A 16825-nucleotide genomic window follows, 5' to 3' on the forward strand; every position below is an offset into this window, starting at 1 on the left:
CGCTACTCCGGCGGGGTGGAGACCTGTTCGGGCTCACCGCGAGGAGCGGACAGCTTCTTACGCCGAAGCAGGAACCAGATCGCCCCGACGGGTATCGAAACGCCAAGGGTCCAGGGGCCATAGGGAGAGGCAAACGCGGAGGCACTAAACAGCTGCAACGAAATCGGTCGGAACTCCAGCTCGCCCGTGCTCCAGTTGAAATACCACGTGACGAAGCCGAGCAGCGTGAACAACGCCCACCAGATCTTGCGTCGACGCATCGGCGTCCGCAGGCAGAGCACGAATGCGGTCAGGCTGACCAACGGCGACAGGCAGCACAGGAACAGCACGAGGTAGTGCTCGGCGCTCTTCTGGCCGAGCGTAAAATCGTTGACCTGCTCAAGCGACCGGTCATGCATCTGCGCATGGATACCTGCGATCTCGCGGCGATCGCCTTGTTCGATGATCACCACTTCGGCGATCATCCAACGCCCTCCGAATGCATACTCATACATGAGGTCGTAACGCTTCACGTCGTTCGTGACGTGCCTCTTGAGCCCGACCAGTTTTACCGAGAGCGGCGCCGCGGAGGATAACTGCGCGCCCCCGGCAATGAGCTGTTCCGTGTCGCCGGCAAGCGCCGGGGACAGCAACACCGTCAGGCGATCGACGTGCCCGGTTCGCCAGTCGTCGATCGCCTGCCTGGCGATCTCCGCTTCAGGATGAGGCGTGAACTTCGCAATCATGCTGTCCTGGTTGCAGCCCGCCACGAAGGCCAGGCACAGCAGGAAAATGCAACGCGTCAATGCATGCATCGGATCACTCGGCAGTGGTATGAAGGAGAAGCCCGGTCGTGACGGAAGGATATCAGCGATGTGAGAGGCCGTCGTGTCGCAACGCGTCAGGCCTCATGAAGGCCCATCGTGGGGACTTTCCTTTGGGTCATCCACTTGCCGAAGCGGATAGCCGGCTGGTCGACAAACCGTTCGAACACCGAAGCCACAAGGAAGGTCGCGGCGAGCGATGCCACCAAGGCAGAGGCCACCGCCGCCGACCGACCATGCGACTCATAGAGGCTGTTGAAGATGATGCATCCCAAAGACATCACGATCGGCACGTGAACCAGGTACAGCGGATACGAGATGCGTCCAAGGTAGAGCGCGGGCGTGCAGGTCAGGAGATAGCGTAGTGCTCCGGCGCGGACAGCCAGCAAGACGAGTCCCCCGGCGAAAACGCTGCAGATGGTGCCAAGCAGGTCTGGCTCGATGGGGATGAGGTACAGATACGCGAACATGGGCGAGGCATCCATGCTGGCCAGATACATGGCAAAGGCGATGCATCCGTAGGAGGCCCATGGAGGCATGGTGACCCTGGCATTGCCGATATAGCGCCCGACCAGAAACGCCGCATAGTAAGGCCAGTGAACGGGAGCAAAGACGAAGATCAAGGCGAGATAGATCCCGACGGCAAACAACGCGCGCCGGTCGGTCCATGCCAGGGCCATATACGAAAAAATCATGATCGAGCCGAGGAACTCGATTCTCATGGTCCAGAACACGGTATTGAACTGCGCACTTCCCACCAAAACGACGCCGTAAATGGCATCCCGCAAAGCATCCAGGACTGTCGGATTACCGTGGATACTCTGGGTGATCAACCACGCCGACTTCGTGATGGAAGCCGTGGTCTCAACGGGATAAGCGCCCGCCAGAAACAGGACGTACGCGAACACCACGCTGCCAAAGACAGGAATACCCAGGCGAAAGTAGCGTCGGGCAAACAGCGAACGAAGAATGTTGAGATCCCCGTCTTTTACGAAGCCTTTGGTAAGGACGTATCCACTCAGCACAAAAAAAATGGCGACAGGAAAACGCCCACTCAGGAAGGCGGAAATGAACGGCAATGCCAGTATTTTCTCGGCAATGCCAACCGTTGCCCCCGGTGCTGCCGCCCCACTGAAGAAATGAGACGACCCAGCTGGATAGAACGTGAGAAAAAAGTGCCCAAAAAAGACTGCCATCGCCGCCATCCCCCTCAGGCCGTCGGCCGCACGATCCTTCTCCATGTTCCGCCCCATTCCGATGCAGCGCGAATTATAGGCATGCCTCAGGCCGCACGGACGACTACCTCAGGGCCCAGGATCCCTCGGAAACGTGCCCACCTTCTTTCGCAGGGCGATCGCCACCCCGATCGGCAGGTAGCTCCACAGGTATACGGCATCGGGGTAGCCCGAGTAGGCGAGCAGGAAGATCGGGATGAGGGGAACAGCCAGTGCGAACGGCCAGAGCATGCCGAGCAGCCGGTTCAATGAAACCACGACGATCAGGACGCCCACGCCGGTCGTTGTCAGGTTGCTCGCGACGATGGTTGGCCATGTCATGGTTCTGTCGCTCCCGGCGAAGTCGCTTCACGTCATCTCAGGCACATCGCCAATGCTTTCGAGCATGATCGGATCAGCATAGTCGCCGGTTTCGGGATTTGCCGTCTGCGCGAATGCGATGACACCCAGGCACGTCTCACCGAGACGCACGGCCCTGCGCCTCGCCTCGAGTTCGGTCTTGAATGACAGTGGCGTCATAGCCTCTGTCCTGCCCCGCTTGCCGGCCTTGAAACCCTGCACCACGTAGATCGTTTCCATGCTGTCGCCTTAAGAGTAGACCGACATCATGCTCTCTTGCGCTCGCATGCGCTGAGATGAGTCCGGGCAGCTCAGAAATAGAGCTTTCGAAGCGGCGCGCTGAGAAAAATGGCGGCGCGAAGGCTCGCAAGCGTCGGTCCACTTCCGCTCTTTCTTCGTAGCCCAGCGACTTGCCTTGTACATGTCGCACACGACGCGATCGAGGAGATGACACTTCTCGTCGGAAACACAGGCGGCAAAGACAGTGAAGTACCGACTGGACCCCCGGCGACCGTACGGCGGCTCAAACTGCCAGCCCAGGTCGCCACTTTCATCGGCATAGATATACAAACCGGCGCTCCTTGTCCGGAAAAAAAAGGCCTCCGTGAGGAGGCCTTTGAAGAAGGTGACAGTCCCTGGGACCGACGCGTTTACAACGCGCTTACGACGCCTTCATGGGTATCGCGGCAAACCCAGGATTTACCTGTCGAGCGAAAGTATCGAATTCGGGGCATTCTGAGTCAACCCGTTGCCAGCCCTTATGTCGTGTAAGGGAACCGCTCATCCACGTTGGCAACCTCCTGTTTGTCGCCTATCGCTGAAGCCCGCCCAAAGAAAAAGCGCGAACCGTGAGGTCCGCGCTTTTAGGAATACTGGTAGCGGGGGTAGGATTCGAACCTACGACCTTCGGGTTATGAGCCCGACGAGCTGCCAGACTGCTCCACCCCGCATCAGAGCCGCCAAGTATACCCAGAAATGAGGCGCATCACCACCGTCAGCACGCACAAGACCGCGAATGCGTTCGCCCAGTACGTGCTCGATGCGTCATGAAACGCGTTCGCGACCACCCATGTCGAAACGATGCGAATGGACAAGGTGCCAGTGACAGCGTACAAAGAAAAAGGCGCGAACCGTGAGGTTCGCGCCTTTTCTTATAAAGCTGGTAGCGGGGGTAGGATTCGAACCTACGACCTTCGGGTTATGAGCCCGACGAGCTGCCAGACTGCTCCACCCCGCATCAGAGTCGGCAAGTATACGTAGGTGGCCAGATTCTTGCAAGCGTCCTGCAACAATCCATCAACTATCGGCACCCACAAGAAAAAGGCACGAACCGAAGTCCGCGCCTTTCCATGCCCGGCGTTATCCGGAGCTCAGCCCGCGAACGCCTTCTGGCACCAGGCCAGCAGCGGCGACCACGTAAAGCCCAGCACCAGCAACGCGAGCGCATTGATCGAGAGTACCCAGCGAGCCGGCGCATCGGCAGTGGCACGGACATCGGTGCCTTCGGCCGGTGCATCGAAGTACATGACCTTGACCACGCGCAGGTAGTAGTACAGACCGATGATGGCAGCGACCGCACCCACCAGGGCCAGCCACAGCATGCCCGCTTCCACGGCGGCCTTCAGCACCAACAGCTTGCCGTAGAAACCGAACAGCGGCGGCACGCCGGCCAGCGAGAACATCACCAGCAGCATCAGGAAGGCAAACCACGGCGAACGCTGGTTGAGGCCCTTCAGATCGTCGATCTCTTCGCATTCGAAGCCCGAGCGCGACAGCACGATGATCATGCCGAACGCGGCGGCGCTGGTCAGCGCGTAGCTCACCGCGTAGAACATCGACGCCGAATAGCCGTCCGGGCCACCGTTGACGAAGCCGACCAAGAGGTAACCCATGTGCGAGATGGTCGAATAGGCCAGCAGGCGCTTGAGGTTGGTCTGCACCAGGGCAACCAGGTTACCGATCGCCAGGGAAAGCACGGCCAACACGGCCAGCATAAGCTGCCACTGCGGCGCGAGGCCGGTGGCACCGCCGGCAGCATCGCCCATACCCGTCGAGAGCAAGCGATACGCCATGCCAAACGCGGCCAGCTTCTGTGCCGAACCGATGAAGACGGTCACGGCGGTCGGCGAGCCCTGGTACACGTCCGGGATCCACATGTGGAACGGCGCGGCACCGAGCTTGAAGCCGATGCCGGTGATCATGAAGACCAGGCCAAACAGCAGCAGGGTCTTCCACTCGGTACCGACGATGGCGGCGTGGATCGTGTGCAGGTCGAGGCTATGGGTAGCACCGTAGACCATAGACATGCCGTACAGCAGCATGCCCGAGGCCAGCGCACCCAGCACGAAGTACTTGATGGCCGCTTCCGACGAGAGGCTCGAGTCGCGGTTGAGTGCGACCAGGGCGTACGACGAGAGCGTCAGCAATTCGAGACCCAGGTACACCGTGACCAGGCTACCGGCCGACACCAGGAACATGATGCCGACGGTGGCGAAGAGGGTCAGCGTGTAGAACTCGCCGAACGGAATCGCCCGCTCCTTAAGGTACGGACGCGCGTAGACGAAAATCATCGCTGTGATCAGCAGCGAGAACACCTTCAGCACTTCGGACACGCCGTCGCGGATGAACATGCCGCCGAAGGCGCTGACCGACGAGGCCGGCTGCCCGCTGACGACGAGGTACGCGCCAACCAGCAGGACGAGGATGGAGAGCCAGTGAACCGCGCCCTTCTGGCCCGGCTTGAGGTAAGCATCCAGAAGAAGCAGCACGCAGGCTGCGACCACGAGATAAATCTCGGGGAGCAGGATCAGGATGTCGTTGATACTCGGCATGGATAGTTCCCGCTCAGACTTTGGTAATGGCCAGCTGCTCGACAATCCGAGCAACCGACGCATCCATCAGGTGGACCAGCGGCTCCGGCCAGATGCCGAAGAGCAGCACACCGGCGGCGAACGCGCTCAGCATGAAGATTTCGCGACCGTTGACGTCCTTCAGTTCCGCGACGTGCGAATTCGTGACCTTGCCCCAGAGCACGCGCTTCACCATCCACAACGTGTAGGCAGCGCCGATGATCAGGGTGAACGCGGCGAACAGCGCGATCCACGGGTTGGCACTGAACGCGGCCAGGATGACCATGAACTCGCCGACGAAACCGCTCGTACCCGGCAGGCCGCTATTGGCCATGGCGAACAGCACGTAGAACGGGGCGAAGATCGGCATCACGTTGATGACACCGCCGTAGTCCTTGATCTGACGCGTATGCATGCGGTCGTACAGGACGCCAATGCAGCTGAACATCGCGCCGGAGATGAAGCCGTGCGAGATCATCTGGACCATCGCACCCTGCATGCCCAGGCGCGCGGCATCCGGGTTATTCGTCTCACGCACCAGGATGAAGGCGATGAAGATACCCAGGGTCACGAAACCCATGTGCGCGATGGACGAGTACGCCACCAGCTTCTTCATGTCCTGCTGGACCAGCGCGATGTAGCCGATGTAGCAGACCGCGATCAGGCTGAGTACGACAATGAGCCACTCATAATGCTGCGAGGCATCCGGCGCGATCGGCAGGCTGAAACGGATGAATCCGTAGCCACCGATCTTCAGCATCACCGCCGCCAGCACCACCGAACCACCGGTAGGCGCCTCCACGTGGGCATCCGGTAGCCAGGTATGCACCGGCACCATCGGGACCTTGATCGCGAAGCCCAGCAGGAAGGCGAAGAACAGCCAGCTCTGCTCGGTGAGCGTCAGATGCACGGCAGCCATGTCCGAGATGGCGAAGCTGCCGCCGGTCTTGTGCCACAGGTAAAGCAGGCCGACCAGCATGAAGATCGAGCCGAAGAACGTGTAGATGAAGAACTTCAGCGTCGCGTAGACACGGCGCGGACCACCCCAGATACCGATGATGATGAACATCGGGATCAGCATGGCTTCGAAGAACACGTAGAACAGCATCGCGTCCGTCGCGCAGAACACGCCGATCATGGCGCCTTCGAGCAGCAGCATGGCGGCCATGTACTGGTGCGGCTTGTTCTGGATCACTTCCCAGGCGCCCACGATCACGAGGATCTGGGTGAACGTGGTGAGGATGATCAGCGCCACCGAGATACCGTCGACAGCGAGCGAGTAGTTGATGCCGAGCGAGGGAATCCAGCTCAACGACTCGTTGAGCTGCATCGTACCCGTGGTGGCGTCATAAGCAGGGATGAGGGCCAGGCTGGCGGCGAACGTGGCGACCGCGACCAGGAGGGAAATCCAGCGGGCAAGGCCGGGGCGACCGGTCCCGGCGAGCAGCACCGGAATGGCGCCGACGACCGGGAGCCAGATCAGCAGGCTGAGCAAGTGATTCGACATAGAGCTCGTTTCCCTTATTGCCCGATCAGCCAGTACCCGCCCAAGAGCAGGATAAGGCCGAGGATCATGGCGAACACGTAGTGGAAGAGGAATCCGGATTGCAGGCGGCGGACGCCACCGGCGATGCGCTGCACAAGGTTGGCCGAGCCGTTGACGATGGCACCGTCGATGATGGCGGTATCGCCCACCTTCGACAGGCCTTCGCCCAGCTTCACGCCACCCTTCGCAAACACCGCGAAGTAGAGTTCATCGATCCAGTACTTGTGGTCGAGCAGGTTGTAGACCGGCATCAGCGCGTTCTTGATCTTGTCGGCGATGGACGGCTTGAACAGGTAGATGACAGTGGCGACGAGGAAGCCCGCCAGCGCCAGCAGGAACGGCAACTGGATGAAGCCGTGGAGACCCATGGCGATGGCGCCGTGGAACTCATGCCCGACTTCGGCGAGCACGTTGTTCGCCTCGTCTACATGGATAGCCTTGCCGAACCAGTCACCGAACAGCATCGGGCCGACGGTGAGACCACCGATGATGATCGACGGAATGGCGAGCAGGACCAGCGGAACGGTAACGACCCATGGCGACTCGTGCGGTGCATGCTCGAGCACACCCGGCGTACCGTGGTGGTCGTCGTCGTCCTGCACGATATCGTGCGAACCGTGTGCGTCGTCGTGGTGAGCGGCGGCAGCGTGAGCAGCGTCGTGATGGACGGCATGGACGTCATGACCGTGGCCGTGCGCCTTGGGCTCGACCCGGAAGCGCTCCTTACCATGGAAGGTCATGTACAGCAGGCGGAAGCTGTAGAGCGAGGTAACGAAGACGCCCGCCAGTACGCAGAAGTACGCGTAACCGGCACCCCAGCGATGCGACTCGCCGACGGCTTCGATGATTGCATCCTTCGAGTAGAAGCCTGCAAAGAATGGCGTACCGGCCAGTGCCAGCGAACCGATCCACATGGTGATGCACGTGATCTTCATGTGCTTGCCGAGGCCGCCCATGTAACGCATGTCCTGCTCATGGTGCATGCCCATGATGACCGAGCCGGCGCCGAGGAACAGCAGCGCCTTGAAGAAGGCGTGGGTCATCAGGTGGAACACGGCGCCGCTATACGCGGAGACGCCGAGCGCAACCGTCATGTAGCCGAGCTGCGAGAGCGTCGAGTACGCGATGACGCGCTTGATGTCGTTCTGGACGATACCGATCAGGCCGGTGAACAGCGCCGTGGTCGAACCAATGACGAGGATGAAGGACAGCGCACCCTCGGTCAGCTCGAAGATCGGCGACATGCGCGCGACCATGAAGATACCGGCGGTGACCATGGTCGCCGCGTGGATCAGCGCCGAGATGGGGGTCGGGCCTTCCATCGAGTCCGGCAGCCACACGTGCAGCGGCACCTGGGCGGACTTACCCATGGCGCCGATGAACAGCAGGATGCCGATCACGGTCGCGGCGTCCCAGGCGTGATTCTGCGTGATCTGCAGCGTCTTGCCGACCAGCTCGGGAGCGTGATCGAAAGCCGTCTGGTAATCCAGCGTGCCCATGAAGTACAGGATCGCCGAGATACCGAGCAGGAAACCGAAGTCGCCCACGCGGTTGACCAGGAAGGCCTTGAGGTTGGCGAAGATCGCCGTCGGGCGCTTGTACCAGAAGCCGATCAGCAGGTACGACACCAGGCCCACCGCTTCCCAGCCGAAGAACAGCTGCATGAAGTTGTTGCTCATGACGAGCATCAACATCGAGAAGGTGAACAGCGAGATGTAGCTGAAGAAGCGCTGGTAGCTCGGGTCTTCCGCCATGTAGCCGATGGTGTACAGATGCACCAGCAGCGACACGAAGGTCACCACCACCATCATCATGGCGGTGAGGCGGTCGATCATGAAGCCGACCGAGGCATGGAAGCGACCGATCTCGAACCAGGTATAGACGTCCTGGTTGAAGTTCTGTGCACCACCCCAGACCAGCTGGTAGAGCACGTAGAACGACAGGCCGCAGGCGATTGCCACGCCCAGGATGGTCGCGGTATGCGCCCCTGCCCGGCCGATCAGCTTGCCAAAGAGGCCGGCCAGGATCGCGCCCACCAGGGGTGCCAGTGCGATCGTCAGCAGGATTGAAAGCGAGAGACTCATCGGATCAACCCTTCATGCTGTCGATTTCGGCGACATTGATCGTGCTGCGATTGCGGAACAGCAGGACCAGGATCGCCAGGCCGATAGCGGATTCCGCCGCGGCCACGGTAAGGATGAAGAACACGAAGACCTGGCCGCCGACGTCGCCGAAGAAGCGCGAGAAGGCCACGAAGTTGGTGTTCACCGCCAGGAGCATCAGCTCGATCGCCATGAGCAGCACGATCACGTTCTTGCGGTTGATGAAGAGTCCGGCGACCGCGATACAGAAGAGGATCGCGCCGAGGACGATGTAATGGGAAAGCGTGATCACTTGGCGTTCTCCTGCGTCGGGTCGACGACCGGCGCCGGGGCCGGGCTGACGGAAGCCATCTGTTCGCTGGCAACCTTGATCACGCGAACGCGGTCGGTGGCCTGGACCACGACCTGCTGGGCCGCAGACTGGTGACGAACACCGACGCGCTGGCGCAGGGTCAGGGCGACGGCGGCGACGATACCCACGGTGAGGATCACGGCGGCGATCTCGAACGGCAGCAGGAAGTCGGTGTACAGGGCCTGGCCCAGCCACGCGACGTTCGAGTTACCGGCCGGGTTCGGACCGAGCGTGTGGGCGTGCATGGCTTTCACGCCGATCATCGCCAGCATTTCCACCAGCATGACCACCGCGACGACGATGCCCACTGGCAGGTAGCGGATGAAGCCCTCGCGGACGACCTCCTGCTTGATGTCCAGCATCATGACCACGAACAGGAACAGCACCATCACCGCGCCGACGTAGACGACGACCAGCGCAACGGCCAGGAATTCCGCTTCGGCCAACAGCCAGACGCAGGCCATGCTGAAGAAGGTCAGCACCAGCGAGAGCACGGCGTGGACCGAGTTCTTCACGGTGATCACCATCAGCGCACCGATAACGGCCACCGCGGCGAAGAGGTAGAAACAGATGAGTTGAAGCAGATCGGTATTCATCGAGTTCTCCGGGCGCTCAGCGGTAAGCCGCGTCTTGCGCGCGGGCGGCAGCGATGTCCTGCTCGAACCGGTCACCGATGGCCAGCAACTGGGCCTTGGTTACTACGTTCTCGCCGCGATTTTCGAAGTGGTACTCGTGCACGTGCGTCTCGACGATCGAATCCACCGGGCAGCTCTCTTCGCAGAAGCCACAGAAGATGCACTTGAACAGGTCGATGTCGTAGCGCGTGGTGCGGCGCTGGCCATCTTCCGGACGCGGGGCCGAGTCGATCGTGATCGCCAGCGCCGGGCACACCGCCTCGCACAGCTTGCAGGCGATGCAGCGCTCTTCACCGTTGGCGTAACGGCGCAGGGCGTGCAGGCCACGGAAGCGGTTCGACTTCGGGATGTGCTCGAACGGATAACGGACCGTGTACTTCGGGCTGAACATGTAGCGCATGGTCAGGCCCATGCCCTTGAACAGTTCGATGAGCAGCAGGCTCTTGAGATAGTGGGTTACGCGGGTCATGGCTTTCAGGCTCCCGTGCCGAGGTGGACCCAGCCGAAATACTTCATGCAGCCGGCGACGAGGACCCAGACGATGGTGATGGGGATGAAGACCTTCCAACCGAGACGCATGATCTGGTCATAGCGGTAGCGCGGGAAGCTCGCGCGGAACCACAGGAACAGGAAGGCGAAGAAGAAGGCCTTGATGAAGAGCCAATGGAAACCGCCGTGGCCAATCAGGCCCCAGCTTTCCGGGAACGGTGAGAGCCAGCCGCCCATGAAGAAGATCGAGGTCAGGAAGCTGACCAGGATCATGTTGGCGTATTCGGCCAGGAAGAACAGCGCGAACGGCGAGCCGGAGTATTCGACGTGGAAGCCCGCGACGATTTCGGATTCGCCTTCCGCCACGTCGAACGGTGCGCGGTTGGTTTCCGCCACGCCCGAGACGAAGTAGATGACGAACACCGGCAGCAGCGGCAGCCAGTACCAGGTGAAGAAGTTACCCGACTGCGCGTGGACGATGGCCGAGAGGTTCAGGCTACCGGTCAGCACCAGCACGCAGACGATGGACATGCCCATCGACAGTTCGTACGAGATCACCTGCGCCGCGGCACGCATCGCACCGAGCATCGCGTAGCGCGAGTTCGATGCCCAGCCGGCGAGGATGATGCCGTACACACCCATCGAGGTCATGGCCAGCAGGTAGAGCACGCCGGCGTTGACGTTGGCGAGAACCACTTCCGGACCGAACGGCACCACGGCCCACGCGGCGAGCGCGGGGACCAGGGCGAGCATCGGCGCCAGGAAGTAGAGCGCGCGGTTGGCGTTGGTGGGAAGGACGACTTCCTTCAGGAGCAGCTTGACGACGTCGGCGAAGGCCTGGAGCAAGCCGGCGGGACCGACCTTGTTCGGCCCCATGCGGACGTGCATCCAGCCGAGCACCTTACGTTCCCACCAGACGTACAGCGCGACGCCAATGACCAGCGGCAGCACGATCGCCAGGATGTAGAGCACCGGCATCAAGACGTGATCGAAGAGTTGAGCGCCCATGGTTACGCCTTGCTCACGGTGATGGCCGCGCCGTACGGAGGCAGCATGGCGGTTTCGGAGTGCGCGGCTTCGATCCACGCGGCACCATCAGGCACCGAGGCATCGATAACCACCGGAAGGACGGCATCGCCGATGCGCGCGTTGGCGCCATCGATAAGACCGAGCTTGCCAGCGGCGTCCGCGTTGATGCGGATGGCAGCGGCACGGTTCAGCGGATGCGAGGCCAGGGCACCGGCACGACGGACCACCGCGTCGACGCGGTAGATCGGCGTCGTGGCCAGACGCGAGAAGCTCACACCCGAGGCGCGCGTCGCAAGCGAGGGACGAACCTCCGACGCGCGCTCGGTCAGGCCTGCGCGCAGACCGACGAGATCGTCGAACTCGAAACCGGCAACACCGAGCATGCCACCCAGCGCACGCAACACCTTCCAGCCCGGACGCGCATCGCCCGGTGCCTTGGCACCCGGCAGCACGGTCTGTGCGGTGCCTTCGACATTGACCAGGGTCGCGTCGATCTCCGGCGTCAGGCCGATCGGCAGGATCACATCGGCGGAGTCCTTCAGCGCATCGCTGGCGAAGGCGGCGAAAGCGACCACGGTCTGCGCCGAATGCATCGCCTGCAGGGCAAGCGTGCCATCGGCGAAGTCGTGCGGCGGCTCGACGTTGTAGAGCACGTAGCCCTTGCGGGCCTGGGTCAGCATGCCGCGCGCATCGAGACCGCCCGCCGTCGGCAGGACGCCGACCGACGCCAGGCCCAGCGCATTGGCGCCGACCGGGATCTCATTGAACGAGGCGCCAGCAGCCTGCGCGATGAAGCGCGCGATGGCTCGCAGCCACGAGGCTTCCGGATGCGTCACTGCGGCGTGGCCGAGGATAACGACGGCGTTGTCGCTGAGCGCCTTGAAGGCGGCGCGGTGGGCGTCGGTCGTGTCCACGCCATTAAGAGCGGAGGCGATCGATTCCGGCACCGTTGCACCGTTCTCGCTGGCGGCCTTGGCCAGGATCAGCAGTTCGGCGACCAGCGCGTGCGGCGCGGCGACGGACTCGCCGGCCAGCGGGTAGTTGAAGTTGAAGTGGGCCGGGTTGACCGCGTAGACGCTGGCACCCTTCTTCACCGCCTGACGGATGCGGTGGTTGAGGAGCGGCACTTCGTTACGCAGGTCGGAACCGACCAGCAGCGCCGCCTTCACCTTGTCGAACGAGGCGATCGGCGAGGCGAAGGCCTTCGCGAACGCGTTGTCGGCAAAGTCGAGCTGACGCAGGCGATGGTCGACATGGGCGCTACCCAGGCCACGGGCGAGGCGGACGAGCAGTTCGCCCTCCTCGTTCGACGTGGCCGGATTCACCAGCACGCCGAGATCCGAACCCGGAACGCTCTTGAGCGCTTCCTTCGCAACTGCGAGCGCGTCGTCCCAGGTCGTTGCCGACCACTGGCCATTGCGCTTGACCATCGGGGACTTCACGCGATCCGCGGCGTACAGGCCCTGGTGGCTGTAACGGTCGCGATCGGACAACCAGCATTCGTTGATCGTCTCGTTGTCGCGCGGCACGTTGCGCAGCACTTCACCGCGGCGCGTGTGCATCCACAGGTTCGAACCCAGCGCGTCGTGGTAACCGACGGACGGGCGTGCCACCAGCTCCCAGGCGCGGGCCTGGAACTGGAACGGCTTGTTGGTCAGCGCGCCGACCGGGCAAACGTCGATGATGTTGCCCGACAGTTCACTCTCGATGGTCTTGCCGATGTAGGTACCGATCTCCAGGTTCTCGCCACGGCTCATGCCGCCGAGTTCGTACGTGCCGGCGATCTCGCTGGTGAAGCGAACGCAGCGCGTGCACTGGATGCAGCGGGTCATCTCGGTCGCGATAAGCGGCCCGAGGTTCTCGTCGGAAACGGTGCGCTTGCGCTCGTTGTAGCGCGACACCGAGCGGCCATAGCCGAGGGAGACGTCCTGCAGTTCGCACTCGCCGCCCTGGTCGCAGATGGGGCAGTCCAGCGGATGGTTGATCAGCAGGAATTCCATCACGTTGCGCTGCGACTTCAGCGCCTTGTCCGAACGCGTGAACACCTTCATGCCCTCGCCCACCGGCGTGGCGCATGCCGGTGCCGGCTTCGGCATCTTCTCGATTTCCACCAGGCACATACGGCAGTTGGCGGCGATCGGAAGTTTGCGGTGGTAGCAGAAGCGCGGAATGGGAATCCCGACGGCATCGGCCGCCTCGATGATCATTCGCCCCTTGGCGATCTGCACCGGAACGCCATCGATCTCGATATTGACCAGATCCGGCGCGGCGTTGGCTACGGGCTGCGCACTCATGCAGCGACTCCAGTGGTGACCGTGTCCGCCGGACCGTCGACGATCGACCGGCCATGCTCCACGTAGTATTCGAATTCGTGCCAGAAGTTGGCCAGGAAGCCCTGTACCGGCCACGCGGCGGCTTCACCGAAGGCGCAGATGGTGTGGCCTTCGATCTGGCCGGCGACGGCCTTCAGGCGGTGCAGATCTTCCTGCGTGCCCTTGCCTTCCACGATGCGCGAGAGCACGCGGTACATCCAGCCGGTACCTTCGCGGCACGGGGTGCACTGGCCACAGGACTCGGCCATGTAGAAGCGCGAGATGCGGTGGCAGGCGCGGACCATGCAGGTGGTCTCGTCCATCACGATCACGGCGCCCGAACCCAGACCCGACCCTGCCTTCTGCAGCGAGTCGTAGTCCATGGTGCATTCCATGATCTTCTCAGCCGTGAGCACCTTCATCGACGAACCGCCGGGGATGCAGGCCTTGAGCTTCTTGCCGCCGCGGATACCGCCGGCCATCTGCAGCAGTTCGGAGAACGGCGTGCCCAGGCGGATCTCGAAGTTGCCCGGATTGGCCACGTGGCCGGAGACCGAGAAGATCTTCGGGCCGCCGTTGTTCGGCTTGCCGAGGTTGAGGAACCACTCCGCGCCGTTGCGCAGGATGGCCGGCACCGAGGCGTAGGTCTCGGTGTTGTTGATCGTGGTCGGACGGCCGTACAGGCCGAAGCCGGCCGGGAACGGCGGCTTGAAGCGCGGCTGGCCTTTCTTCCCTTCCAGCGATTCCATCAGCGCGGTTTCTTCGCCGCAGATGTAGGCGCCAGCGCCGAGGGCGTTGTAGATGTCCACGTCGATGCCGGTGCCACCGATGTCCTTACCAAGCAGGCCGGCCGCATAGGCTTCCTTCAGGGCTTCTTCGATGTGCTCGAACGGCTCGTGGTGGAACTCGCCACGCAGGTAGTTGTAGGCAACGGTCGAGCCCGTGCAGTAGCACGCAATGGCCAGGCCTTCGATGACCGAGTGCGGGTTGAAGCGCAGGATGTCACGGTCCTTGCAGGTGCCCGGCTCGGACTCGTCCGAGTTGCACAGGATGTACTTCTGTCCCGGCGCCGTGCGGGGCATGAAGCTCCACTTCAGGCCCGTGGGGAAGCCGGCGCCGCCGCGACCGCGCAGCGCGCTCTTCTTGATCTCTTCGATCAGCGCGGCCGGATCCGGCTTTTCCGCCAGGATCTTGCGCCATGCCTTATAGCCGTCCACCTTTTCATAGCTATCGAGCGCCCAGGGCTTCTCGAAATGCAGGGTCGTGTAGACGACCTGGTGTTCCTGCGGTGCGGGTCCGACCGGACCAGTGGTGCTAGCCATTGCCCTTACCTCACTTAAGACCGTCGAGAATGGCGTCGACCGAATCGGCCGTCAGCTTCTCGTGGTAGTGACCGTTGACGACCATCATCGGCGCGCCCGCGCAAGCAGCGAGGCACTCCTCTTCCTGCTTGAGATAGATGCGGCCGTCGGCCGTGCTTTCGCCGGTCTTGATGCCGAGCTTCTTCTCGCAATGGCGAACCAGGCCTTCGGCCCCGTTCAACCAGCAGGAAATGTTGGTGCAGATGGCGACGTTGTTGCGACCGACAGGCTTGGTCTCGAACATCGAGTAGAAGCTCGAGACCTCGTACGCCCAGATCGCCGGCAGTTCGAGGTACTTGGCAACCGCGGTAATCAGTTCGTCGGTCAGGTAACCGACGTTCTGTTCCTGCGCCGCCATGAGCGACTGGATCAGCGCGGAGCGCTTGCGATCCGGCGGAAACTTGGAAACCCAGTGATCGATGTGGCTGCGGGTGTGATCGTTGAGCACGACAAGAGGATCGACGTCCTTGACCTGCTCAAAATGTCCGGTGGCTTTCATGATTCAGTTCACTCCGTCGACTTAGCGGTCGACTTCGCCAAAGACGAGATCGTAGGTGCCAATCATCGCGACGACGTCGGCGAGCATGTGGCCTCTTACGATCGCGTCCATGGAAGACAGGTGGGCGAAGCCGGGCGCGCGCAGATGCACGCGGAAAGGCTTGTTCGCACCGTCGGACACGAGATAGCAGCCGAACTCGCCCTTGGGCGCTTCGACGGCGGTATAGGTTTCACCGGCAGGCACACCGTAGCCTTCCGTGAAGAGTTTGAAGTGGTGGATCAGCGCTTCCATGTCGCTCTTCATTTCTTCGCGGCTGGGCGGCGCGACCTTGTAGTTCTGCACCATCACCGGGCCCGGGTTGGCCTTCAGCCACGCCACGCACTGCTTGATGATGTTGTTCGACTGGCGCATCTCTTCGACGCGAACCAGGTAACGGTCGTAGCAGTCGCCGTTGACGCCCACCGGAATGTCGAATTCCATGTTCGCGTAGGCGGCGTACGGCTGCTTCTTGCGCAGATCCCAGGCAATGCCCGAGCCGCGCAGCATCGCGCCGGTCATGCCCCAGGCCTGCGCCTTCTCGGGCGGGATGACGCCGATGCCGACCGTACGCTGCTTCCAGATACGGTTGTTGGTCAGCAGCGATTCGTACTCATCGACGCGCGCCGGGAAGTCGTTGGTGAACTCCGTGAGGTAGTCCAGCATCGAGCCTTCGCGCCACGAGTTGCGGCGCTTGAGGTCCGCGCCTTTGTGCCACGGCGACTCGCGGTACTTCGACATCTGGTCCGGCAGGTCACGGTAAACGCCACCCGGGCGGTAGTACGTGGCGTGCATGCGCGCGCCCGATACCGCCTCGTAGACGTCCATCAGCTCTTCGCGTTCGCGGAACGCATAGAGGAAGACGGCCATGGCGCCGAGATCGAGCGCGTTCGAACCCACCCACATGAGGTGATTGAGGATGCGGGTGATCTCGTCGAACATCGTGCGGATGTACTGCGCACGGATGGGTGCCTGGATGCCGAGCAGGTTCTCGATGGCCAGCACGTAGGCGTGCTCGTTGCACATCATCGAGACGTAGTCGAGGCGATCCATGTAACCGATGGACTGGTTGAACGGCTTGGACTCGGCCAGCTTCTCGGTGCCACGGTGCAGCAGGCCGATATGCGGATCGGCGCGCACGATCGTCTCGCCGTCCATCTCCAGCACCAAGCGCAACACGCCATGCGCAGCGGGATGCTGCGGGCCGAAGTTCATCGTGTAATTGCGAATTTCTTCCA

15 protein-coding genes and 2 tRNA genes are annotated in these 16825 nt (G+C 62.2%); all 17 read right to left on the minus strand.

The window, feature by feature from the left end:
* Nucleotides 1–2 precede the first annotated feature (2 nt).
* The gene (locus HB634_RS08375) at nucleotides 3–794 is read right to left on the minus strand and encodes a hypothetical protein (RefSeq protein WP_213948272.1); all 792 of its coding nucleotides are present in this window, start codon (nucleotides 792–794) and stop codon (nucleotides 3–5) included.
* An 86-nt stretch (nucleotides 795–880) separates the two neighbouring features.
* Nucleotides 881–2044 carry an acyltransferase gene (locus HB634_RS08380; protein ID WP_213948273.1) on the minus strand — a complete coding sequence of 388 codons (1164 nt, stop codon included), beginning with the start codon at nucleotides 2042–2044 and terminating at the stop codon, nucleotides 881–883.
* Between the two features lie 63 nt (nucleotides 2045–2107).
* A complete protein-coding gene (locus HB634_RS08385; RefSeq protein WP_063573667.1) occupies nucleotides 2108–2359 on the minus strand; it encodes a hypothetical protein in 252 nt (83 codons plus the stop codon).
* 27 nt (nucleotides 2360–2386) lie between these two features.
* Entirely contained in the window at nucleotides 2387–2617 is a 231-nt protein-coding gene (locus HB634_RS08390) for a hypothetical protein (RefSeq protein ID WP_063573668.1), read from the minus strand.
* A gap of 633 nt (nucleotides 2618–3250) precedes the next feature.
* Nucleotides 3251–3327 (minus strand) — tRNA-Met (locus HB634_RS08395).
* A gap of 210 nt (nucleotides 3328–3537) precedes the next feature.
* Nucleotides 3538–3614 (minus strand) — tRNA-Met (locus HB634_RS08400).
* A 133-nt stretch (nucleotides 3615–3747) separates the two neighbouring features.
* The gene (gene nuoN, locus HB634_RS08405) at nucleotides 3748–5208 is read right to left on the minus strand and encodes an NADH-quinone oxidoreductase subunit NuoN (RefSeq protein ID WP_213948274.1); all 1461 of its coding nucleotides are present in this window, start codon (nucleotides 5206–5208) and stop codon (nucleotides 3748–3750) included.
* A 13-nt stretch (nucleotides 5209–5221) separates the two neighbouring features.
* Nucleotides 5222–6733 carry an NADH-quinone oxidoreductase subunit M gene (locus HB634_RS08410; protein WP_213948275.1) on the minus strand — a complete coding sequence of 504 codons (1512 nt, stop codon included), beginning with the start codon at nucleotides 6731–6733 and terminating at the stop codon, nucleotides 5222–5224.
* Between the two features lie 14 nt (nucleotides 6734–6747).
* Nucleotides 6748–8856, minus strand: coding sequence for an NADH-quinone oxidoreductase subunit L (nuoL, locus tag HB634_RS08415; RefSeq protein WP_213948276.1), 2109 nt, complete (start codon nucleotides 8854–8856; stop codon nucleotides 6748–6750).
* A gap of 4 nt (nucleotides 8857–8860) precedes the next feature.
* Entirely contained in the window at nucleotides 8861–9166 is a 306-nt protein-coding gene (nuoK, locus tag HB634_RS08420) for an NADH-quinone oxidoreductase subunit NuoK (protein ID WP_036112219.1), read from the minus strand.
* Complete coding sequence (locus HB634_RS08425) at nucleotides 9163–9822, minus strand: NADH-quinone oxidoreductase subunit J (RefSeq protein ID WP_213948277.1); 660 nt, start codon at nucleotides 9820–9822, stop codon at nucleotides 9163–9165. Before HB634_RS08425 ends, nuoK begins: the two co-directional genes overlap by 4 nt.
* Before the next feature lie 16 nt (nucleotides 9823–9838).
* Complete coding sequence (gene nuoI / locus HB634_RS08430) at nucleotides 9839–10330, minus strand: NADH-quinone oxidoreductase subunit NuoI (protein WP_063571794.1); 492 nt, start codon at nucleotides 10328–10330, stop codon at nucleotides 9839–9841.
* Nucleotides 10331–10335: 5 nt separating this feature from the next.
* Nucleotides 10336–11358, minus strand: a complete 1023-nt coding sequence (gene nuoH / locus HB634_RS08435) for an NADH-quinone oxidoreductase subunit NuoH (RefSeq protein ID WP_063571793.1) — start codon at nucleotides 11356–11358, stop codon at nucleotides 10336–10338.
* 2 nt (nucleotides 11359–11360) lie between these two features.
* Nucleotides 11361–13673 carry an NADH-quinone oxidoreductase subunit NuoG gene (nuoG, locus tag HB634_RS08440; protein WP_213948278.1) on the minus strand — a complete coding sequence of 771 codons (2313 nt, stop codon included), beginning with the start codon at nucleotides 13671–13673 and terminating at the stop codon, nucleotides 11361–11363.
* Nucleotides 13670–15013, minus strand: a complete 1344-nt coding sequence (gene nuoF / locus HB634_RS08445; RefSeq protein ID WP_063572030.1) for an NADH-quinone oxidoreductase subunit NuoF — start codon at nucleotides 15011–15013, stop codon at nucleotides 13670–13672. Before nuoF ends, nuoG begins: the two co-directional genes overlap by 4 nt.
* Nucleotides 15014–15023: 10 nt before the next feature.
* A complete protein-coding gene (gene nuoE, locus HB634_RS08450; protein WP_063572031.1) occupies nucleotides 15024–15551 on the minus strand; it encodes an NADH-quinone oxidoreductase subunit NuoE in 528 nt (175 codons plus the stop codon).
* A 21-nt stretch (nucleotides 15552–15572) separates the two neighbouring features.
* Nucleotides 15573–16802, minus strand: a complete 1230-nt coding sequence (locus HB634_RS08455; RefSeq protein ID WP_218625456.1) for an NADH-quinone oxidoreductase subunit D — start codon at nucleotides 16800–16802, stop codon at nucleotides 15573–15575.
* Between the last annotated feature and the right edge of the window lie 23 nt (nucleotides 16803–16825).

It is taken from the genome of Luteibacter sp. dw_328 (assembly GCF_018449605.1).
Classification (GTDB): Bacteria; Pseudomonadota; Gammaproteobacteria; order Xanthomonadales; family Rhodanobacteraceae; genus Luteibacter.